17 protein-coding genes and 3 tRNA genes are annotated in these 22,355 nt (G+C 47.6%); 10 read left to right on the top strand and 10 right to left on the bottom strand.

Annotated elements, in window-relative coordinates; genetic code table 11:
* Positions 1–264: 264 nt before the first annotated feature.
* Positions 265–1,365 (bottom strand): LacI family DNA-binding transcriptional regulator, encoded by a 1,101-nt coding sequence (locus BLCOC_RS04020; RefSeq protein ID WP_018597706.1) that lies wholly within the window; start codon positions 1,363–1,365, stop codon positions 265–267.
* A 230-nt stretch (positions 1,366–1,595) separates the two neighbouring features.
* Between BLCOC_RS04020 and BLCOC_RS04015 the strand changes: the two genes are divergently transcribed.
* The 3 genes from BLCOC_RS04015 (at position 1,596) to BLCOC_RS04005 (ending at position 6,087) form a co-directional block, all read left to right on the top strand.
* Complete coding sequence (locus BLCOC_RS04015; RefSeq protein ID WP_115624483.1) at positions 1,596–3,299, top strand: family 43 glycosylhydrolase; 1,704 nt, start codon at positions 1,596–1,598, stop codon at positions 3,297–3,299.
* Between the two features lie 348 nt (positions 3,300–3,647).
* Entirely contained in the window at positions 3,648–5,069 is a 1,422-nt protein-coding gene (locus tag BLCOC_RS04010) for an MFS transporter (RefSeq protein ID WP_115624482.1), read from the top strand.
* A 28-nt stretch (positions 5,070–5,097) separates the two neighbouring features.
* Positions 5,098–6,087: a uroporphyrinogen decarboxylase family protein gene (locus BLCOC_RS04005; RefSeq protein ID WP_029470523.1), complete on the top strand. Its 990-nt coding sequence runs from the start codon at positions 5,098–5,100 to the stop codon at positions 6,085–6,087.
* A gap of 64 nt (positions 6,088–6,151) precedes the next feature.
* On the opposite strand, the gene glyA is transcribed toward BLCOC_RS04005, so the two are convergent.
* The 4 genes from glyA to BLCOC_RS03985 form a co-directional block, all read right to left on the bottom strand.
* Positions 6,152–7,390 (bottom strand): serine hydroxymethyltransferase, encoded by a 1,239-nt coding sequence (gene glyA / locus BLCOC_RS04000; RefSeq protein ID WP_029470524.1) that lies wholly within the window; start codon positions 7,388–7,390, stop codon positions 6,152–6,154.
* A 123-nt stretch (positions 7,391–7,513) separates the two neighbouring features.
* Positions 7,514–7,586: transfer RNA gene (locus BLCOC_RS03995), tRNA-Phe, on the bottom strand.
* A 215-nt stretch (positions 7,587–7,801) separates the two neighbouring features.
* Positions 7,802–8,695: a fumarylacetoacetate hydrolase family protein gene (locus BLCOC_RS03990; RefSeq protein WP_115624481.1), complete on the bottom strand. Its 894-nt coding sequence runs from the start codon at positions 8,693–8,695 to the stop codon at positions 7,802–7,804.
* Positions 8,696–8,840: 145 nt separating this feature from the next.
* Positions 8,841–9,272, bottom strand: coding sequence for an Lrp/AsnC family transcriptional regulator (locus BLCOC_RS03985; protein ID WP_018597678.1), 432 nt, complete (start codon positions 9,270–9,272; stop codon positions 8,841–8,843).
* Between the two features lie 272 nt (positions 9,273–9,544).
* Between BLCOC_RS03985 and BLCOC_RS03980 the strand changes: the two genes are divergently transcribed.
* Positions 9,545–10,480, top strand: a complete 936-nt coding sequence (locus BLCOC_RS03980) for an agmatinase (protein ID WP_115624480.1) — start codon at positions 9,545–9,547, stop codon at positions 10,478–10,480.
* 64 nt (positions 10,481–10,544) lie between these two features.
* The gene (locus BLCOC_RS03975) at positions 10,545–11,231 is read left to right on the top strand and encodes a site-2 protease family protein (protein WP_115624479.1); all 687 of its coding nucleotides are present in this window, start codon (positions 10,545–10,547) and stop codon (positions 11,229–11,231) included.
* Positions 11,232–11,274: 43 nt separating this feature from the next.
* Here the strand turns inward: BLCOC_RS03975 and BLCOC_RS03970 are convergent, their stop codons facing one another.
* Both BLCOC_RS03970 and putP read right to left on the bottom strand, forming a co-directional pair.
* Entirely contained in the window at positions 11,275–11,778 is a 504-nt protein-coding gene (locus BLCOC_RS03970; protein WP_115624478.1) for a DUF2798 domain-containing protein, read from the bottom strand.
* Positions 11,779–12,025: 247 nt separating this feature from the next.
* A complete protein-coding gene (gene putP / locus BLCOC_RS03965) occupies positions 12,026–13,582 on the bottom strand; it encodes a sodium/proline symporter PutP (RefSeq protein WP_115624477.1) in 1,557 nt (518 codons plus the stop codon).
* A gap of 261 nt (positions 13,583–13,843) precedes the next feature.
* Between putP and BLCOC_RS03960 the strand changes: the two genes are divergently transcribed.
* A complete protein-coding gene (locus tag BLCOC_RS03960; RefSeq protein ID WP_115622538.1) occupies positions 13,844–15,019 on the top strand; it encodes an IS110 family RNA-guided transposase in 1,176 nt (391 codons plus the stop codon).
* Between the two features lie 306 nt (positions 15,020–15,325).
* Here BLCOC_RS03960 and BLCOC_RS03955 read toward each other — a convergent pair.
* Both BLCOC_RS03955 and BLCOC_RS03950 read right to left on the bottom strand, forming a co-directional pair.
* Positions 15,326–15,398, bottom strand: a tRNA-Gly gene (locus BLCOC_RS03955).
* A gap of 5 nt (positions 15,399–15,403) precedes the next feature.
* Positions 15,404–15,474, bottom strand: a tRNA-Gly gene (locus BLCOC_RS03950).
* Positions 15,475–15,759: 285 nt separating this feature from the next.
* Between BLCOC_RS03950 and BLCOC_RS03945 the strand changes: the two genes are divergently transcribed.
* From BLCOC_RS03945 to BLCOC_RS03935, 3 genes are read left to right on the top strand one after another with little or no spacing between them, the layout of a single operon-like run.
* Positions 15,760–16,134, top strand: a complete 375-nt coding sequence (locus BLCOC_RS03945) for a metal-dependent transcriptional regulator (protein ID WP_026255474.1) — start codon at positions 15,760–15,762, stop codon at positions 16,132–16,134.
* Positions 16,135–16,151: 17 nt separating this feature from the next.
* Complete coding sequence (locus BLCOC_RS03940; protein WP_115624476.1) at positions 16,152–17,351, top strand: glycosyltransferase; 1,200 nt, start codon at positions 16,152–16,154, stop codon at positions 17,349–17,351.
* Positions 17,315–18,073 (top strand): lysophospholipid acyltransferase family protein, encoded by a 759-nt coding sequence (locus tag BLCOC_RS03935; protein ID WP_115624475.1) that lies wholly within the window; start codon positions 17,315–17,317, stop codon positions 18,071–18,073. The genes BLCOC_RS03940 and BLCOC_RS03935 overlap by 37 nt, the downstream gene beginning before the upstream one ends.
* A 29-nt stretch (positions 18,074–18,102) precedes the next feature.
* Here the strand turns inward: BLCOC_RS03935 and BLCOC_RS03930 are convergent, their stop codons facing one another.
* The gene (locus BLCOC_RS03930; protein ID WP_115624474.1) at positions 18,103–21,330 is read right to left on the bottom strand and encodes a YhgE/Pip domain-containing protein; all 3,228 of its coding nucleotides are present in this window, start codon (positions 21,328–21,330) and stop codon (positions 18,103–18,105) included.
* A gap of 281 nt (positions 21,331–21,611) precedes the next feature.
* Here BLCOC_RS03930 and BLCOC_RS03925 point away from each other — a divergent pair, with 281 nt between their 5' ends.
* Positions 21,612–22,184 carry a TetR-like C-terminal domain-containing protein gene (locus BLCOC_RS03925; protein ID WP_018595272.1) on the top strand — a complete coding sequence of 191 codons (573 nt, stop codon included), beginning with the start codon at positions 21,612–21,614 and terminating at the stop codon, positions 22,182–22,184.
* The last annotated feature ends 171 nt before the right edge of the window (positions 22,185–22,355 follow it).

The raw sequence follows: 22,355 nt of genomic DNA, 5'->3' as shown, positions 1-22,355 counted from the left end.
TTTCAAGCTTGCTAATATAGATTTATAACCACAATATAATAATTTATATCTCTTAATCTCTCTTTTTCTCGCTTTTACTCTTATTTTAAATATTTACACAACACTTTTAAATTTTAAATCGTTTAAGTATGTGCATCTTGTACAATTCTTTAATGAGATAAAGCCTTTTTTATGCTGTTCTTCTCTTAATTCTTTGTACAAAACCACAAAAAAACAGCCTCCAAAGAACATGCAGCACATGTCTCCCGGAGGCTGTAAAAATTTTCAATTTTCTTTACTTGTACCATTATTTTTAGAACTTGTACCATTGTCCATACGACGTTCCCGGCAGATATTTCTCACCGATCTGCGCAGCAGGCGCTGACATTCCACCTGATAGACCGCTTCTGTTTTCTGTTGAGGAATTTCTTTTTCAACAAGGCCGATCATCACTTCTCCCGCCCTGTATCCAATGTCGTGCAGAGGCAGGGTGATGGTGGTGAGAGGCGGTTTATAATAGCTGGAAAGCTCCCTGTTGTCATACCCCACAATAGAGATATCCTGTGGGATCTTAAGTCCCAGCTCATCTAAACGGTCATAGACACCGCCCGCCATCAGGTCATTCATGCAGAAAATAGCCGTCACCCCTTTTTCCAGCAGTTCATCGGTATACATATATCCCGCAGGCCTTGTCCAGTCTCCAATCTTTACAAGTTCCGGATCATACAGGATCCTATGGTTCAGAAGGGCTTTCTGATAACCTATGAGACGCGCCTGCATATGAAGACTGTCCGCCTTTCCCGTGATCACACCGATCTTCTCATGCCCGTTCTCAATGAGATAATTGACGATCTCCAATGCCCCATGCTCATCATCCACCACGATGGAAGGCACTTTTCCGCTTCTGGTATAACCATATGCCATCACTGCAGGTATGGGAAGATCCTCAGGAATACACTTGATCACACGCTCATGGGCTGTCACATAGATGATCCCCTCCACCTGCTTTGCCATAAGCTTTTTGATCTCCTGCTGTACAATTCCGTAAAAATCTGTTTTTCCATAGTAGGTATCATTATATTTCTTATAGAGTCTTAAGTTGGTCAGCAGTATCTGGTAATCTACTTCCTCACAGTATTCTGTTATCCCGTCTATGATATCCGGAATACTGAAGATCGTCATATCCTCCGCAATAACCCCTATACTCCTGGAATTCTTCGTCTTCAGGTTCTTTGCCACATAGTTTGGCATATAGTCCATCTCCCTGGCCACCTTCAGGACCATTTCCCTTGTATTCTCACTGGCACCCGGCTTGTCGTTCAGAATATTGGACACCGTTGCCACAGAGACATGACATGCCTTTGCAATTTCCTTTATTGTCGCCATAATTACCCCCGTACCGCTCCGTCGGTTCTTTTATTCATGATATGACTGCTTGGAATATCCTCATATCATTTACTTAAACGTTTTATATTTTTATTAAATACTTGTTTTTGCCTGCTTGTCAACCCTTTTCTTTTATGTTATGATGACAATACTCTTATTTTGTTGAATTTTCTGGTAACTGTTCCGTACTCTTACAGTTACATACTTATATCCGCCCAAAAGGAGTTATTATGAAGAACATGCATATACTTCCCTGGGATGATTCTCTCTGCGCAAAAGGCCGGAAAACGGCCTGGCTGCGTCCTTATACCCTGAATTGGGACAATCCCGAATCTGACAGCCTCCACCTGGAATACAGCTACAATGGCACTGACTGGTATCAGTTAAACGGAAACAATGGAATATGGTTTCCTGATTTCGGTTCCAAAAGACTGCATTCCCCGGCTGTTTACCAATTAGATCACGGTACTTACCTGATCGCAGCATCCGATGCCGCAGATGATTCCTGCATACATCTTGTATTTACAACGGATTTTATTCACTATACAGGAGCTGTGTATACCGGAAGGGACTGTGGATTTGAGAAAATATATCCCATTTCCCAGGAACCGAATGAGAACGGCGCAGTAGAAATCCCTGTGGAACTTCTCTCAGAGCTTCAGAAATCATACGGAAAACCGGAACCTGTACTCCTGCACGCCGTAGAAAATGTTGATATCACTGTAAAAGCAGGAGAAGCACCACGCCTGCCTGAAAAGGTCACTGTGGAATATACCAATGGAATGCGGGAAGAACGAAATGTGGTCTGGGACATGTCTGCCGCAAAGGAAACGCAGAAAGACTCCCATTCCTATGAGATTGCCGGACATCTGGCGGAGACCCGGTTCCCCAACCCATTTATTTATCACAGAGCTGACCCTTTTATCTACAAGCACACAGACGGCATGTATTACTTTACCGCCTCTTATACGGATATGGAGCACAATCTGGACGGCAAATACCAGTATCTCTACATCATACTGCGCCGCAGTGCCACCCTTGGAGGGCTGGCAGACGGTTCCGGGACCTATGAGGAAAAAACAGTTTATGAGCGCAGTCCCATAGCCGGGGGCACATTAAGTCCTCACATCTGGGCGCCTGAAATCCACTACATTGATGGAAAATGGTACATTTACTACACCACCACCATCTCTGATGAATCCTCCTGGCGTATACGCCCACACTGTCTGGAGTGCCGTGACATGGATCCGTTTAATGGAAACTGGGAACAGAAAGGCCCTGTAGTCACTGAGGTCAAAGGCGATATTGCCTTCACAGACTTCTCTCTTGACCATACACATTTTGAACATGACGGAAAGCATTATTTTCTGTGGGCACAGAAGACAAACAACATTTCCGACATTTTCATTGCACAGCTCTCCAATCCCTGGACCCTGTGCACTCCGGCGGTCCGCCTTTCCCATCCGGAATACGCCTGGGAACTGCATGGCTTCCCCGTGGACGAAGGTCCGGGCGTTATCAAACACGGCGGCAAAATATTCATCACCTTCTCCGGCAGCGGCACAGATTCCCTGTACTGTGTGGGCCTGCTCTACGCAGATGAAAAAGCGGAGCTTCTGGATGCTGCCTCCTGGAAAAAGCTGCCCTATCCTGTCTTTCAGAGCAGCCGGGCCACCGGCCAGTTCGGCCTGGGGCACAACAGCTTTACCAGATCGGATGACGATACGGAGGACCTCATCATCTATCACGGGCGCCAGGAGGAGCGCTACCTGGTGGAGGAGGACTATCAGCCCCTGTACGACGCAGGGCGCAATGCTTCTGTTGGAAAAATATACTGGGATGAGGACGGGATGCCCAACTTCTCTGTGCCGTCCCAGAGGATCGTGCGCAGGGAAGAAGACCTGCAGGTAACCGCCAGGATCACCATCCAATAAATTCACAAACACCATTTTGTCACGCCCCCGGCCTGGCAAAATGGTGTTTTTTTATCCCCATAAATACTCCGTCCTCTCCCCCTGTCTTCACTGTAAGTCTGAAAAATCCCCTTCTTTATCTCTTTTGCCTTATCAATTACCAAAACAGCCACAAATTATATTGACGTTATTTTTTATAGGTGATATAATCCACATATAACATTTGCAATATATTAATTTGCATATACCAATCAGGAGGTGAACTAAAAAACGGTATCAATATCATTGCAGAAAGAAAAGACTGAAAAATTGCAGCAATAAGCCATTACTTATGATGCCCAACAGACCGGGCAGCAGAAAGGAGAACATATGGGGGACTCAGATGGAGGGAAGAAACGAAACGGGATCAGCAGATCGCTGAAAAGATTTTTTGGTGTAGGGGATTTTGGTTTTTCCTTTATGACCAATATTGAGACCTATTATTTTACTTATTTTCTCACAAACATTGCAGAATTTTCACTTCCGGTTGTGACCATGATCACAACCATAGCCAGCGTGGTGGACGCGGCTCTGTCCTGGATATACGGGGTTATCCTGGACACCTTCAAGCCCATGAAATGGGGACGCTACCGCTCCTGGCTTGTAGTCATCCCATGGCTGGTGCCATTTCTGTATGCATTCCAGTTCATACGCGTTGGAAGCGGCACCGCAGCCGTGGTGATCATCATTATAGCCACCATAACAAGCCATATTGCGTGGAACATACCGTTCGTAGCCAATATTTCCATGATCAACATGGCTTCCAAGACTCCTGAGGACCGCATGGCCCTGTCCTCATCAAGGGCTATCTGGCAGTCCCTGGGAAGAGTGTTCTACTCCTATGTAGGCCCGGCAGTGGTCTCTGTCCTGGCCGGTATCGTAGGAGAGAAAAATTCTTACGGCGCCACAGCGTTCGTATTTGCCGCACTGATGGCAGCAGGTTATTTTGCACATTTTAAAATGTTTGAGGGCTACGAGGAAACTGGTGCCCAGGAAATTGAAAGAATGCAGCGGGAACGCGCTCAGAGGAAAGCCCGCGGACGTCAGGAAAAGGAAAGCGGTCTTCTCAAATGTCTCACCACCAATCCTTACCTTTTAGGCCTGACTGTGGCTGACCTGACAAAATATATCTACAGTTTTGTCGCCAGCGGCATTGCAGTCTATTATTTCACCTATGTTGCGCACAACAAGGATCTGACTGCAACCTTTATCCTTATCTCCAGCCTTCTTGGAGTCGCTGCTTCTTATCTTTCAAAAGCAGCCGCCAAAAAGTTTTCTGCCAGAAACACCGTCATCTACGCCTATCTTGCCATGGCAGTTGTGCTTGTACTGGGATTCCTCTTCTATCGTCAGCCATGGGCGGTTATCCTTCTGGTGAGCCTTGCGCAGTTCTTCTGTACCATGACAAACGCATGCGGACCTGCCCTCTATGCGGACTGTGCCATTTACAGTGAATACAAGACCGGGAAAAACGCCACGGGGCTGATCATGGGTCTCAGCAATATTCCTCTGAAGATCGGTGTGGTAAGCCGGGGTATTTTGATCAGCGCCTGTCTCGCCATTGCCGGCTTTAATCTGGAAACCGTGGAAAAAGGGATCACCTCCCCGCAGCTCGAACGTGGGATCAGCATGGGCTTTACCATCATTCCCGCCATTGCGGTAGCTCTGGGCGCAGTCATTATGATCTTCGGATTCCGCCTCACAAGGGCCAAGATAGAAAAATTCTCTGCCGAACTGGAAAAGCGGAAATAACCCGCATATAAAAAGGAGGAATAATATTATGTTAACTAAACGTCAAAATCTCATGGAAACCATCAGAGGTGGCAGCCCTGACCGCTTTGTCAACCAGTATGAGGCATTCCGCCTCATTCAGAATCCTCTGGGCGGACACAATCCCAATCCCAAATACGGAGAGATGAATGTAAAGAACGCCTGGGGTATCACGCGCTCCTGGCCCAAGGGCACACCGGGTGCTTTTCCTGTACACACACCGGAAAAGGTAGTGATCAAGGACATCTGCCGCTGGAGAGACTATGTACATGCGCCCAGTGTCAAATTCTCTGACGCAGAGTGGGAGCCTTTTATCAAACAGGCTGAGGAGACGGACCGGAGTGAGTATTTTGTCATGCCTTTTGTGGCCCCCGGTCTTTTTGAACAGTGTCATCATCTGGGAGAGATCCAGACAACACTCATCAATCTCTACGAGGAACCGGAAGCTATGCATGAGCTGATCGATTACCTCACAGAATTTGAACTGCAGCTTGCAGAGGAGATCTGCACACACTTAAAACCGGACGGCCTGTTCCACCACGATGACTGGGGCAGCCAGACTTCCACTTTTATGTCCCCGGCCATGTTCGAGGAATTCTATCTGCCGGGCTATAAAAAGATTTACGGGTACTACAAATCCCACGGTGTGGAACTGATCGTGCATCACTCGGATTCCTACGCTGCAACCTTTGTGCCCTATATGATCGACATGGGCGTAGATATCTGGCAGGGAGTCATGACCACCAACCGTATCCCGGAACTGATCGAAAAATACGGCGGAAAAATATCTTTCATGGGCGGAATCGACAGCGCCAAAGTAGATTACGAAGGCTGGTCCAGAAACGTGATCGCCAGGGAGGTAAAAAGAGCCTGCGATGAAAATGGAAAATACTATTTCATCCCCAACGCATCCATCGGACTTCCCACAAGTACCTATGACGGCGTGTATGACGTGATCACTGAGGAGATTGATAAATACAGCAAAGAGGTATTTGGATAACACCATAAAACAAAAACTTGTCGGACAGCGGGTAATTCCCTGTCCGGCAAGTTCTCTTTTCTTATTATGCATTCAGCGGATATTTATCTGTCAGTTCTTTTACAATAGCCTTTGCCTGCTCTTTCTTCTCAGGCTCTTTCACCATGATCGCAATGGCCTCTGCGATCTTATCCATATCTTCTGCGTTCATTCCCCTGGATGTCACGGCCGCTGTTCCCAGACGCACACCACTTGTCACAAACGGAGATTCCGGGTCATTTGGAATGGCATTTTTATTGCAGGTGATGTTTGCCTCATCCAACAGGTTTTCCATGGCTTTTCCGGTAACTCCCGTACCTCTCAGATCAACCAGCATTAGGTGGTTCTCTGTGGTACCGGATACGATGTTGATGCCGCGTTTCAAAAGTCCGTCACACAGTGCTTTGGCATTTTTCACAATGTTCTGCTGATACTCTTTATACTCCGGCTGCAGTGCCTCTTTTAAGCAGACTGCCTTTGCAGCCACCACATGCATCAGCGGACCGCCCTGAATTCCCGGGAACACGGCCTTATTGAAATTGAATTTCTTTGCGATCTCAGCACTGCACATGATCATACCGCCTCTGGGTCCTCTCAGTGTCTTGTGAGTGGTTGTTGTAGTCACATGCGCATACGGGATCGGGCTTGGGTGTACACCTGCCGCAACCAGACCTGCGATATGGGCAATATCTACCATCAGGTAAGCACCTGCCTCGTCGGCGATCTCCCTGAATTTTTTGAAATCAATGATCCTGCAGTAAGCGCTGGCACCGGCTACGATCAGCTTGGGTTTGGATTCCAACGCGATTTTGCGGACTTCCTCATAATCAATCACACCCTCATCGTTTACTCCGTAAGGCACAATATTAAAATACGCGCCGGAGAAATTTGCCGGGCTTCCGTGTGAAAGGTGTCCGCCGTGGGCCAGGTTCATGCCCATCACTGTATCACCGGGCTTCAGCATGGCAAAGAAGACTGCCATATTTGCCTGGGCACCGGAATGGGGCTGTACATTCACATATTCACAATCAAACAGTTCTTTTGCACGTTCTACAGCAAGACGTTCCACTTCATCTACGCATTCACAGCCGCCGTAGTAACGTTTTCCCGGATATCCCTCCGCATATTTGTTTGTCAGCGGGCTTCCCATAGCAGCCATGACTGCTTTGCTCACCCAGTTTTCAGATGCGATCAGCTCGATATGGGAGTTCTGACGCTCTACCTCATCATTAATACACTTCGCTATTTCCGGATCTGTTGCCTGAATTTCTTCCAATGAATACATGTTTTCCAATCCTCACCTTTCTTATAATTAACCTTAGAGTCCGCTGTGCGGATACTTTACCGACATTATCTTTCTTATGAAGATATTTGTTTTCCACCGAAAGACATCTGTCGTGTAAAAAAATGCCCAGAGCCGGAATCGAACCAGCGACACGAGGATTTTCAGTCCTCTGCTCTACCAACTGAGCTATCTGGGCATACGTGAAAATACGGCGATATTGCACCGTTTTCTCAAACAACACTGCAATATTATCATATTCCCTTTTATATTTCAATAGTTTTTTTTATTTTTTTACATTAATCTGGTAAAACATTATTACAGCTCTGTCTGTCCATGCTGTTGCAAAATTCCGTTGCTGTCCACAGATCTGTTTTAACAGACCCGTGGACAGACAACAGGAAAACAAGTGTTTTACACAACGGTATTCCGGATACATCCTATACCTTCAATCCCGCATTCCACCACATCCCCGGGATTCAGGAATCTGGGCGGTATCATTCCCATTCCCACACCTGCCGGCGTTCCCATGGCAATAATGGTACCCGGCTTTAATGTCATGCCTGCGGACAGTTCCGCGATCACATGTGGGATATCAAAAATGAACATATCCGTGCTGCTGTTCTGCCGCAGCACTTCATTGACCCTGCTCTTGATCGCCAGCTTGGGCGGTCTGGGAACATCATCCTCTGTGGCAATAAACGGTCCCATAGGGGTAAATCCATCAAGACTCTTGCCAAAATACCACTGTTTATGACGTGTCTGCACATTTCTGGCACTCACATCATTGATAACGGTATAGCCAAACACATAGTCAAATGCGTCTTCCTTCTTTACATCCTTTGCCTCTTTGCCGATGATAACAGCCAGCTCCGCCTCATAGTCCAAGCTGTCCACCAGTCCCGGGTAAGAGGGAATACTGCCTCCGTCAGGTGTGGCCTCATTCACACGCTTGGAAAAATACACTGCGTAGGGGCGTTCCTGATTAAACTCCTCTTTTTTAAAACGACTGGATTCCACTGCGTGATCCCTGAAGTTCAGCCCCAGACAGATAATATCCTGCTTCGGATGGGGAATGGGGGCGCACCTGACAACATCCTCATAACACAAAAGCCTCTTGTTGGGTTTCTCACAGGCATGTTCCAGGATCGTTCTCTGTTCCCGGGTCATATTCTGGATCAGATCATTCATATCTCTGAAGTGAAGCCCCAGATCCTCAATGGGGATAAAACGATGGAATGCAAAGGAACACATCATACCCAGCCGTTCTTTGTCATCACCCTGCAGTTTATATGTAAGTAATTTCATGTTTTCTCCTCCTCATGCAAAATACCCGTCAAAGATTTCAGCACGTTACAACATAAAATTTAGTTATACATAATAGTATCATAATTTTCCGGTGTTTTCCACTAAAATCTCATAAATTTTTATGTTATTTGCATAAATATTATTCCTATTCCGGCAATTCCTTTTTGGAGAATTTTGACGAGAGAATAACCGACGATACCGTATTACCGAACTTTCCCAGTTCCTTCAGAAGTCCCTCGAACTGTGCTGTGTCCGGAACAAACACCTTCATGGTTGCGCCATAGACACCAATCGTGTGATAGAGTTCAAGCACATAGGGGGAATCCTCACAGTATTTGGCCAGTTTCGGCCAACTGCTGCTTGCTATCTCCATGTTGATGAACGCTGCCATCCCCTTCTGGATCCGCCCTCTCTTTATGATAGTTCTGTATCCTTCAATGATACCCTCTTCCTCCAGGCGCCGTACCCGCTCCGTCACTGCCGGGGAGGTAAGACCTACCATATTTCCCAGCTCTTTCATAGATATTCTGGCATTTCCCTGGAGAATGTTCAGAATCTTTTTATCCGTACCGTCCATACGATCTGCCGCCTCCTGTCAACTGCAGCAATTCAGACAAGCTGAACTGTCACTGCCAATTCACTTTGTCCATTATAAATCTTTCCCCATACCTTGTCCATCAATTTTCCTTGCGCAGGACAATCCTTTTAATATTTTAAGAAAACCCGTTAAAATACTTTAATTATAAAAGCCGGATGCCCCATATACCTTTTTCCTCCCATGTTCCCTCAGGCTTATGACTGCTACAATATAGTCAGTAACAAAAAACACTATCTAAGGAGGCCTTTTTTATGGAAAATATAAACTTACCCATCACAGGAATCTGTTCCTTTGCCAAATATCCCATCTGTACTGACCTTGACACTCTTGACGCTGACATCGCGATTCTCGGTGTACCCTATGACCAGGGAGCAGCCTGGTATGGCGGACAGCGCCTGGCTCCCCGGGCGGTCCGCAACATCTCCACCGCCTACGCAAGAGGGGAAACAGGATTCTATGACCCGGAGGAGGATGCTTATCTCTTGGCAGCACCGATCAGGGTTGTGGACTGCGGGGATGCAGATATGCTGCACGGAGACCGGGAATACTGCTTCTCTTCCATAGAAGACAGTGTGCGCAGGATCCTGAAACGCGGCGCTGCCCCTGCTGTGATCGGGGGCGACCATTCCATTTCCATCCCTGTGGCAAGGGCATTGAGCGAACTGGATGAAACCATCAATATCGTGCAGTTTGATGCCCATCTGGACTTTGCCATGTCCCGTGGACCTCAGAAATACGGAAACGGCAGTCCTATCCGCAGAATGAGTGAGATGCCACATATAGGCAATATCGTTCAGATCGGCATGCGGGGCCTGGGCAGCAGTTCCCGTCAGGACTGGACAGACGCCCGTAACGAAAATACTGTGATCACCGCAAAGGATTTTCACCGTATGGGCATTCAAAACGTGCTGGGGCAGATTCCTTCCGGTAAAACTTTTATCACTTTTGATATAGACGCCTATGACATCTCGCTCATGCCTGCCACGGCTGCCCCTTCACCTGGAGGGCTTCTCTACGATGAGACCTGTGAACTCCTCTCGGGTATCTGTTCCAAAGCAGAGGTGATCGGATTCGATCTTGTGGAAACAGCGCCTTCCTATGACACCCCCGCCACCACCGGATGCCGTCTGGCTGCACTGACCATGCTGCACATCATGGGACAGATGACAAAAAAAACACTGGAATAATTCTCCTTCATTGATTATAATGGTTCAAAACGAACACATTAATATACGATTGGAGGAAATGCTTATGCTTCGTTCCAGTTATTATCTTCAGCAGCTTCAGGATCTCCTATATATCGCCCCTGTTGTGCTCATTGCTATCATGGGCCATGAATTTGCTCACGGCTGGGTCTCTGACCGGCTGGGCGATCCCACACCCCGGATGGACGGCAGGCTGACACTGAATCCCCTGAAACATCTGGATCCATTTGGCACCCTGTGTCTGATCCTCTTTAGAATGGGATGGGCAAAACCTGTGAGGATCAACACCCGCTGTTATAAAAACCGAAAGTCCGGCATCATCATGGTTTCCTTGGCAGGACCTTTCATGAACTTTATCCTGGCCTTTATATCCCTTCTTCTTTACGGGGCCGTGGGAAAATACGGAAGTGCCGCCTCTGCATCTGTGGCTGTATTCCTCCGGCTGTTTTACTATTCGGCAGTTATGAACATCGGCCTGGGTGTCTTTAACCTGATTCCTATCCCGCCCCTGGACGGCTCCAATGTACTGGCTGAATTGTGGCCGGGAGTATCTGCCTTTTACCAGCGCATACGTCCCTACCGCACCTGGATACTTGTCATCCTGCTGGCCAGCGGTGCCCTGAGCAGGCCCCTGGGTATGGCCAATGCCCATATTCTCAATACCCTATGGAGCATCGTAAAACTGCTGCTGAATCTCAATCCATATATGCCGCAGACAGGCCTGTCCATTTGATTATAATGGAGAAGTATCCTGCCCGGAGGAATTCATGTCTTACTCAGACTTCTATGTCCTGCACCGACACGTTCCGGGCACATCCCTTCTTCTCCGGAAACAGATGTCCGAAAATCCATCTCACAAAAGGTCCGGCAAAAAATATCTGCCAGCATAAAGCCATTGGAAAATTCAGGGCAGTTGTCTGCATCCACTTAGCGATCACCTGCGAATCCAAACCTTTGAAGAGAAGCGTGGCTATGAGACTCATCAAAGGACACATGATACACACAGTCACAGCTGATACGGCAAGGATCACAACTGTCATCCTGTCTTTTCCCGGCGTCACAATGCGAAACGCCAGTTTCTTTGCCAGCGGCCCCGCTATGAACATTTCCAGCAAAAATCCTGCTGCCCCCATGATCACCAGTTCCCCAAATGCCATCACAAATACTTCATTTGTAAGCCCTCCTCTGTCCAGTGAAATGTTGTAGACCACCAGGGCATAAACCATCACCACCACCATGATCAATGTAAAAATAATGTCTTGAAACTTTGTCTTCGGCATAATAAAATCCTCCTTATTCTTTAATCAGTCTCCGGCAATAAAAAAGGCAGCGAGATCTATGACTCGTAACTTTCGCTGCGATCATGTCATATAATCTCACTACCATTTTCATCTAATACCGTTATTTATTTTACTGCTACTCTATGGTAACAGAATTTATTTCTCTGTGTAAGCACTTTTTTCAATTTCAGCACTTTACCTTCTGCTGTTCCCTGCACCGGTCTTACATATGTCAGAATGCCTGAAATCATTCCTCTTCTGTCTTCCAATTCCTGACTGCGTCAAACTCGTCCAGGATTTCCTGCTCAGGCGCCTTGGTACACAGGCTGAAGATCACAATGCACAGAACACTGATCAAAAAGCCCACAGCCAGGGAATACAGGCCTGTTGCTGCGCCCAGTGTCTTTCCCTGCACCAGCGGCAGATAATCCCACATAAGGACAGCAGCGCCTCCGGAGACGATACCCGCTGCGGCGCCTGCAAAATTCGTCCTTCTCCAGAACAGGGACATGAGCACAATAGGTCCGAATGATGACCCAAGTCCTGCCCACGCGTTTGACACCAGCCCCATAATACTGTTGTCAGGATTCCACGCAATGGCAAATGCCAGCAGCGCCACAACTATAACTGTGATGCGGCTTATCTTCAGCACTTTATCTTCGTCGGCCTCCGGGTGAAGAATATCTTTATAGATATCCTTTGATACAGAGGACGCTGTCACCAAAAGCTGAGAGTCCGCGGTAGACATGATCGCCGCAAGAATACCGCAAAGAAACAGTCCACCTACAAACGGAAGGCGCAGATCCCCGGTAAAGATTCTGGTGATCATTTCTATAAATACGCTCTCAGAAGACACGGTCCCCTCCGTTCCTAAGATCACCGGATAGAGGTATGCCCGGCCTATGATACCGATAAACACCGCTGCTCCGAGAGACAGCGCCACCCATACAATGGCGATCACCCTGGATTTGCGAAGCTCCTGCTGATTCTTCACGGCCATAAACCTTGTGAGGATATGAGGCATACCGCAGTACCCGAGACCCCAGGCGAGCTGGGAAAAAATCTCCACAAATGTGTAGGGCCTGTCTCCGTTTCTGATCAAACTCAGATATGAGGCATGACCGCCTGCCACCCCGCTGGCATCCAGGAGACTGCCCACATTGCCGCCTCCCACAAGGACGAAGGCAATGACAGGCACCAGAAGAAGTCCCACCAACATCAGAGTGCCCTGAATAAAATCTGTCACACAGACTGCCATGAAGCCCCCCATAAATGTATACGCCAGGATAACCACCGCACCAATCGCCAAAGCCACGTGGTAATTCACTCCAAACACAGAGTTAAAAAGTTTTCCTCCTGCTGAAAGCGCTGACGCTGTGTATACCAGGAAAAAGATCACGATCACAATGGAGGAAACCAGAAGCAGAATCCTCTTTTTATCCCGAAAACGGTTTTCAAAATATGCCGGCAGTGTCAATGAATTATTCGCCTTGATCGTATACCGCCTCAATCTGGATGAGATACACACCCAGTTAAACACCGTTCCCAGAAACAGGCCCACTGCGATCCACGCCTGCCCCGTTCCCAGAGCATATACCGTTCCCGGCAGCCCCATCAGCAGCCATCCGCTCATATCAGACGCCTGGGCAGACAGCGCTGCCACCCATCCGCTGAGACCTCTTCCGCCCAGAAAGTAGTCCTCAGAATTATTGGTCTTCTTCATATAAACTGCACCGATTATAATCATCAAAAACAGATAGGCGGCGAATGCAGTCAGTATAGCCATCATATCACTATTACTCATCCCTTTATCCTCCTACTATTATATAAAGTCATAGTCTTTCTTTACCTTTTCTACAGGTTTGACTATGCTATTTTAAGATACTGTGGATTGGTTATCACCTCCTACCACTTGATGGTTTAAAAAAGGCTCCAACCACAGTCTCTTTGTTTATTTGTTAATCAGTTAGTTACCGCATGACGGTTTATCAAGAAGTAGGTTACGATTGCAAGGAGCCCTGTGGATCTTAAGACAGTATCAATACTTTATATCAGGAGGTCCTATATGATTTACGTAGGAATTGATGTCGCAAAAGATAAGCATGATTGCTTTATCACAAACTCTGATGGCGAAGTCCTTTTCAAGGCTTTTACCATCAAAAACAATCTCGATGGGTTCGACGAGCTTTATCAGAAAATAGAATCCGTTATGGAAGATGCTTCTAAAGTAAAAGTAGGCCTAGAAGCCACTGGACACTATAGTTACAATCTTCTCGGATATCTGCTTGATAAAGGTCTGGCCACCTTTGTTATCAACCCGTTACATACTAATCTGTACAGAAAAAGTCTAAGCCTTAGACAGACGAAAACGGATAAAGTTGATGCCCATACAATTGCTTCTATGCTAATGTCTGACGTGAACTTAAAGTCCTACTCAGACACATCGTATCACAACGAAGAGCTTAAGTCACTTACTCGCTATCGTTTTGATAAAGTTAAAGAACGCGCGAAGCTTAAAACATCTATATCCCGTCTTGTATGTATCCTTTTCCCTGAGTTAGAAAAGCTTGTTCCAACACTTCATCAGAATTCTGTTTATGAGTTACTCTACGAATTTCCTGGTGCAAAACAGGTAGCTAATGCACATCTCACAAGACTTTCAAATCTTCTTGAAACCGCATCTAAAGGCCACTACACAAAAGAAACCTCTATCGCTTTTAGAGAGGCTGCAAGAACCTCTATCGGTTCAAATATGCCAGCTAAATCGCTTGAATTAAAGCACACCATTAAGCTCATTAGAGAGCTAGATTCTGAAATCGAAGAGATTGAAAACGAGATTAAAGTCATCATGGATGAAATCAATTCTCCAATCCTTAGCATTCCTGGAATCAGCTATCGAATGGGTGCCATGATTATTGCTGAAATAGGTGACTTTAGCCAATTCGACTCTCCAGATAAGATCCTTGCTTATGCAGGAATGTCGCCTTCTACCTATCAATCCGGCCAGTTAGATAACTGTTATGCCAGAATGGAAAAACGTGGTTCTAGATACCTTAGATATGCTCTGTTTAATGCAACCGCATATGTTTGTCTATGGGATCCAACCTACAAGGCTTATCTTGCCAAGAAACGAGCTGAAGGCAAGCATTACTATGTTGCAATGTCTCACGCGACCAAGAAACTAGTTCGGCTAATTTATCATCTCGAACGCACTGGACAGCAATACCAAAAAGCAATCTAATTCTTCCAACATCATATCTTCTTGTCAGAGCATCATACTCGATGCTCTATTTGTCATGCAATTTTCAAGGTACTGATTGCGATGAATAAGTCATCGCCACTATACTCAAAACATCTCTGTTTTTGAAACTATTTATTGACTTTCTTTAATAGTTAGTCTTTTTCTATAGTTCTATTATCCTGAATTTTCGCAATTTGTCAAATAGTTCCTGCAATTTAAATTATAACTGGACAGACCTGCTGAACAGCCCCAAAAACACAACAAAAAAAGAAGACACTCTTACATGCCTTCTCGTCAAATAAAAAGAGCGCGAGACGGGACTCGAACCCGCGGCCTCGACCTTGGCAAGGTCGCGCTCCACCAACTGAGCCACTCGCGCATAAGAGCGGGTGATGGGAATCGAACCCACATATCCAGCTTGGAAGGCTGGTGTTCTACCACTGAACTACACCCGCAGGTTATTCTGTTGTTGTGTGTCTGTCCTTAAGACGTTATTTATCATATAATAAATTGTTCCAATTGTCAAGACATTTTTTACAATTTTTTTCAAGGAAATTTTGCCGTTACTATTCACAGGACTTCGCCTCTTCCGGGACTGTAAACAGTAATATTTGAACTTCTTTTCAATCTATGTTATGCTGTAAATACTTATGTGTGCTGAAAAATGCATTTATACTTTTCAGCACAGTCATTCGGACAATCCTTTGTCCTAAATCAAATGAAGAGGAAGGGTGTTGATTTTGAAAATACAAGAATCCGCAGAAAACTATCTGGAAACTATTCTCGTGATCGGGAAAAGGAAATCCCATGTGCGCTCCATTGATATTGCCAATGAACTGGACTTCTCCAAGCCCAGTGTCAGCGTTGCCATGAAAAATCTCAGAATCAACGGCTATATCGAAGTTGACTCCGAGGGATTTATCACACTTACACCGGAAGGCCGGAAAATCGCAGAAAAAATATATGAACGCCACCAGCTCCTCTCCGGCTGGCTGATACGCCTGGGCGTTGACCCCAAAACAGCAGCCGAGGATGCCTGCCGTATGGAACATGTCATAAGCGCCGAGAGTTTTGATGCCATCAAAAGACATACTCACGGTGTCAATAAGGAATAGAAAGCGTTTTATTTGATATGAAAATATTATTGGTAACAGAACAATTCTGTCTGGCAAACAACGGCATGACGATCTCCAGTCAGCGATTCGCACGGATCTTAAGAGAACACGGGCATGAGGTCCGTATGATGGGGTACAGCAGAGAACCTGCAGACGCGGACGGAGAATATGCCTATGCCATGAAAAAGCTCACCATCCCCATATTTGACAGCCTGATCACCTCTCAGGGAATGATATTTGCAAAAGTGAACAGGAAAACCATTCGCGATGCCCTTATGTGGGCCGATCTGGTACACATCCTCTCGCCTTTCGCCCTTTCCCATGTAACCATAAAAATGGCCCGTCTCTATGGTGTGCCCTTTACAGGTGCCTTTCACGTGCAGCCTGAGAATATTACCTCCTCCATCCATCTGAGCAGAGCTGATCTTGTGAATGATGCCATTTATCACTGGTTCCATTTTTATATCTACCGCTACTGCCGTCATATCCACTGTCCCAGCAATTTTATTGCCGGCGAACTCAGCTCCCGTGGTTATCACTCACAGCTCCATGTGATTTCCAACGGCATTGACCCGGATTTTGTATACCGCAAATCCCCCAAAGCCAAAGCTCTGGAGGGAAAATTTGTGGTGCTCATGGTTGGACGTCTCTCCATTGAGAAACGGCAGGATGTACTGATAAAAGCTGTGTCCCGTTCCCGGTACGCAGATCAGATCCAGCTCGTCCTGGCAGGTAAAGGCCCCCGAAAGGACGCCCTGCTGAAGCTGGCAGAAAAAGAACATCTGACCAATCCCATACAGATACACTTTTTTCCGAAGAATCATTTGCTGGAGCTGATTTCCATGAGTGATCTGTACGTACATGCCGCGGACGTGGAGATAGAAGCCATGTCTTGTATGGAAGCATTTGCCGGCGGTCTGGTGCCTGTCATCGCCAACAGCCGCAAATCCGCCACACCACAGTTTGCGCTGGATGAACGAAGCCTCTTCAGAGCAGGTGACAGCGATGACCTGGCTGCTAAGATTGACTACTGGATCGAGCATGAGCATGAGCGGAAGATCATGGAGCACAGATACAGTGAGCTTGGCAAAAAATATGCTCTCGAAAACTGCGTCCGCCAGGCAGAGGAAATGTTCCAACAGGAGATGGAAGAGCATAAAGGAAAAAGGAGGCGTTTCATTTGCCGGAAAAAAAGACCGGATCAAACAAAATCTTGAAAGAGGATGAGCATGTTCTTCACCTGTGGCAGCCTTTTTCTTTTGAAGTAAAAAAAGGCTATGATTACCGGCGCACCAATCCCATCTCCCGCCTTACCTCCTCCCTCCTAAAAACGGTCGCGGTGCCTGTCCTTTCAATATTTGACCGCATTGTGCTGGGTTCCCGCATTGACGGCTGGAAAAACCTGCGCCGTCTTAAAAATACCGGTGCGGTCACTGTCTGCAATCATGTTCACGTACTGGACTGCACTTTAGTGGAGCAGGCTCTCTGGAAAGAGCGCACCTATTTCATCACCCTGGCATCCAACTTTAAAATCCCTCTCGTACGGCACTTGATCCGTATTCTGGGAGGTGTCCCCCTGCCGACAGATGTACAGACCACTGCGGAAATGTTTTCCGAGATGGGAAAAGCGCTGAAAAAAGGTGCCTGTGTACAGATATATCCGGAGGGAATCCTTCTCCCTTACTGCCGGGGGCTCCGTCCTTTCCGAAGAGGCGCTTTTTATCTGGCAGAGGAAAACCAGGTTCCTGTACTTCCCATGGTGATAACCTTCCACAGTCCCACAGGCATCCGCCGGATTTACAAACGAAAGCCTTGTCTGCATCTGCACATCCTTCCGCCGCTCTGGCCTGACCCTGCCCTGCCCAAACGGCAGCAGATAAAGGACCTTCAGGAGCGCTGTTTTTATTCCATGCATAAAAAGATCACGGAATCCCGCTGAATTACCTGCGGTTTCCCGTGATCTTTTTATTATGCCAGACCTTTTTCCTCCAGCCAATCTGCCAGAATATGTTTTCCGGATTTGATCTTCCTTGCACGGAGCTGAAACTCTATCAGAGTAAGCCCGGTAAATACCACACAAAGAATGATCATAAATATCACTGCGTTCTGAATACTCTCTCCTCCTGAGATCGTACTTCTGAAAGCTTCCACCGAGTATGTGAACGGCACCCATTTATGAAGATACGGCACAAAGGAGCCTGAAATCTCCAGCGGATAAGTACCCACAGACCCGGCAAGCTGGACTACCATAAATACCAGCATCAGGAAGCTTCCCACCTTGCCGATAAAATTAGTAAAGAAATACATCACTGACATAAATGCCACACTGGCCAGACACGCAAATCCCATGGTCCTGCCCATCTCTATGGGATCAAATCCGTCAAATACATGAAGAAGCAGTACCATGGCAACAGCCTGCAGGACTGCTATGGCATAAAGCACAGATGCCTTGCTGAGCCACCAGGAAAATCCTGATTTTAATTTCCCTTTGTATTTCGTCAGCGGGTACATCAGGCTGAATGCAATACATCCCACCCATAATCCCACACTCATCATATAGGGGGCCATAGCATGCCCGTTATTCTCCACTGTGGTTATCATGGTTTCATTTGTCTCAACTGGAGCGGCAAACATTTCCACTGTGTTATCTGTAGTCTTTGTATTTTTCACCTGTTCTGCCCCATCCAGAAGGCTGGTACTGAGCGTATGGGAACCGTCAGCAGCCTGGAGAATGCCGTCCCCCAGCTCTGCGCTTCCATCTCTGAGCTGACCGGCCCCCTTCTGGATCTGCCCTGCTCCTTCACTTAACTGAGAAGCTCCATCCAGCAGAGTACTGTTATTTGCCGTAAGCTCACCGGTTCCTGAAACCAGAGAACCGGTCCCATCCTTCAACTGCGCGGCTCCGTCATAGAGTTGACCGCTTCCCGCAAGAAGCGCTTTTGCTCCGTCATCCAGACGTTTTGCTCCGTCCGACAGGGTTCCTGCACCGTCATCCAGGCTGCCGGCTCCCTGGTCAAGCTGACTGACGCCCTCTGCCAGTTCCGGCACCTTGCCCTGCAGCGTTTGGGCACCTTCCTTTACCCGGCCTGCACCGTCACTTACACCGGTGATGCCATCCAGAAGACTGTCTGCGCCGTTCAGGAGCGGCTTCATTGCTTCTGTCCTGAATTGTCCGCCTGCTGCTGCCGCCTGCTCTATTCCTGCCTTCAAAAACGGAGTTTTCTGACTCAGTCCATCTGTTCCCGCTTCCAGCTTTTCAGCACCTGCCTTTGCCTGAGTGGCCCCGGAATGCAGTGCCTCAGCTCCTGTCTCCAGTGCTGCCATCTTCTCTGCAGCCGCTTTTACGCCTCCGGTGTATGCAGCCGTTTTCTCCGCAAGCAGTTCACTGCTGTCACGCAGTCGGCCTACCGCATTCACTACCTGTTCCATCACCTGCGCATCCGCGGCAGATGGCTGGAGGTTCTCTGCACCGGACATGATCTGCCCGTCAATACTGTCAAGTCCTTGAACTGCCGCGTCTGCCGCCGCCGAGACAGATTCCCCGGCTTCTCTCACAGCACTGCTGCTCTCTCTGAGCTGAGCCGCCGCACTTTCCAGGCGGCTGTTGCCCTCATATACGGCGTTTTCATTTTCCTTTGCCACAGCTATGGCCTGGTCAGCAATTGCTGCTGCCTGGCCTATATCACCAGAGGCCACAGCTTCCTCAAGGGCAGCCTCCAGTCCATCAGCAGATACCGGATCCACACTGCCAAGGGCATCCACAGAGGCCTCCAGATCCCCGGCTTTTCCCTGCAGTCCATCTCTCACCCCATACAGTGTTTCCAAAGCCGCCTTTGCATCTGATACATCCACTTTTGACTGTGCAGCAGCCGCTTCCCCTGAATTCTGTGCACTGCCTCCCCCTTCTTTGCCTGTTGTCAGCATAGTGTAAAGCTGGTCCAGCCCCTGGTTCAGTGCGGATACACCATCTGCCAACTGCTGGGAATTGGCTCCGTCTTCCCCGTTGACAGTCTCCATACCGGCCTTCAGCATTCCTATTCCTGTCTTCAGATCTCCGCTTCCGGCCTCTAACACTTCTGTCCCCTCAACAAGAGCCCCTGCGCCTTTATGGAGCTGTTCTGCCGCATCCGGCAGTGTCTCTGTACTCTGACGAAGTGTTTCCAATCCTCCGCAAAGCTCTGCCATGGCTGCATCTGCATTGGATACCCCCACTTTCAGGGACGTACCTCCTGTTTGCAACTGCGTCGCTCCCCCTGCCAGTGCCCCTGTACCCTGCACAAGCTGATCCACTCCGCCTCTCAGCGCAGGTATCTGTCCATCCAGTTTTGAAAGCCCCGCATGCAGTGTTCCCGCTCCGCTCTTCAGTTCCTCTGCTCCCGACACCAAGGTACCGGTACCGTCAGAAAGCTCATTTACACCTGATACCGCTGCCGCCGCACCGTCCTTCAGCTCAGCCGCACCGGAATCCAACTGGCCGGCGCCATCCTTGACTGTACTCACGCCGTCCACATAGGCTTTCAGCCCCACACGCAGGGTGTCACTTCCTTCCCGAAAGGTTAGGGAACTGTCCGCCAAGGTCTCAAGATTATCTGTAATGGTCCGGTTCCCGTCTGAAATCTTATTTACACCATCCTTCAGATCCCTGGAGCCATCAGCAGCCTCCTGCATCCCGTCCCCCACCTCAGCGATCTGGTCAAACACAGCCTGGGTATAAGTCTTTGTCACTTCCTCCGCCACACTGTTTTTCACCTTCTCCATAGCCGTCTCACTCATCTTGGACGCGATATAATTGGTACCCGGATTCGTCTGATACGCAAGCTCCATCTTCTCAGGCTTCTCATCCATCACCGTAGCAGCATTTGCGGAAAAATCCTCCGGGATCGTGATCACCATATAATAGGTTCCGTTCCTGAGCCCTCTCTCTGCTGTCTCTGCATCCACAAAATTAAAGCAAAGCGATTCTTCTTCTCTGAGCTTATCTGTCAGCTCCTCCCCCACATTTAATTCCCTGTCATTATATGAAACCGCTTTGTCTTCATTCACTACCGCCACTGGCAGCTTATCCAAATTTCCATAGGGGTCCCACATTGACCCCAAAAAAAGTGTAGTATAAATCGTTGGAATCAAAACAATAGCCACAACAACCACTAAAAGAAGCTTATTGTGGACCAGTCCCTTCCATTCCTTTCTCAGCAAATCACATTCCCCTTTCTGTTACCAATTTTATCAGCACGCCATCCACACCCTTTTTACCATTCTATGCCCCGCCTTTGTTTTTGCTTGACTAAAATTCTATTAATAGATACCGTGTTGATTTTTAAGGTAATCTGTATTATACTAAAACCACTTGATCCTCACAACCATCAATTCCCCCTCACCCTATCCATTACTAGACATTTCTGCATATATTTGTTGCATTTTATACTTTTTTAACAATTGTCTTCCCACTTGAAACAGTTAGGAAAGGAGGCTCCCCTATGCCCAAAAAACCAGACCGCCGTATCCGTAAAACAAAATCCCAGCTCCGCGCCGGTCTCTCAAAACTCATGCAGCACAAAAGCATCAAAGAGATCACAGTAAAAGAACTGGTAGAAGAGGTCGACATCAACCGCTCCACCTTTTACCTCCACTATACTGACATCTACAACATGCTGGAAACCATAGAAAACGAACTCCAGGAAGAAATACTGAAGATCATCCAGGAACATCCTGTCAGCCCCTTTAACGAAGACAGTTTCCCTTTTATAGAAGACATCTTCCTGACCCTCTGGGAAAACAAAGACATCTGCAGCGCTCTTTTAGGCCCCAACGGTGACATGTCCTTTGTCAGCCGCATAGAGAGCATCATATCCGAACACAGCCTGAAAGTCCTGAAGGCCACCTTCCCGGAAAATATGGACAGCCTGAAATACTCCTATTCCTTCTGTCTGACGGGATGTATCGGCCTGATAAAAACCTGGCTGGACTCCGATACCGGTGAATCCCCCCAGCACATGGCTGATCTGACCTTCCGTCTTATCATGAACGCGCTAAAAGACATTTATCCGTAACCGTTCGTCTTCTTCTGTCACGCCGGCTCTAACCTTTATTCAAAGCCTTACTCTGCCCGCCGACTGCGGTTTTCTACCGGTTTCGGAAAAAAAACGGCCCACCGTCTTCTATATCTCCGCCCCATGCAGTATGATCTGCATAACGCATTGATATAGAAGACGGCGGGCCAA

Origin of the sequence: Blautia coccoides (assembly GCF_034355335.1) — a bacterium.
Classification (GTDB): domain Bacteria; phylum Bacillota; class Clostridia; order Lachnospirales; family Lachnospiraceae; genus Blautia; species Blautia producta.
Note: the sequence above shows the minus strand (reverse complement) of the source record. Positions and strands in the feature narration are given on the sequence as shown.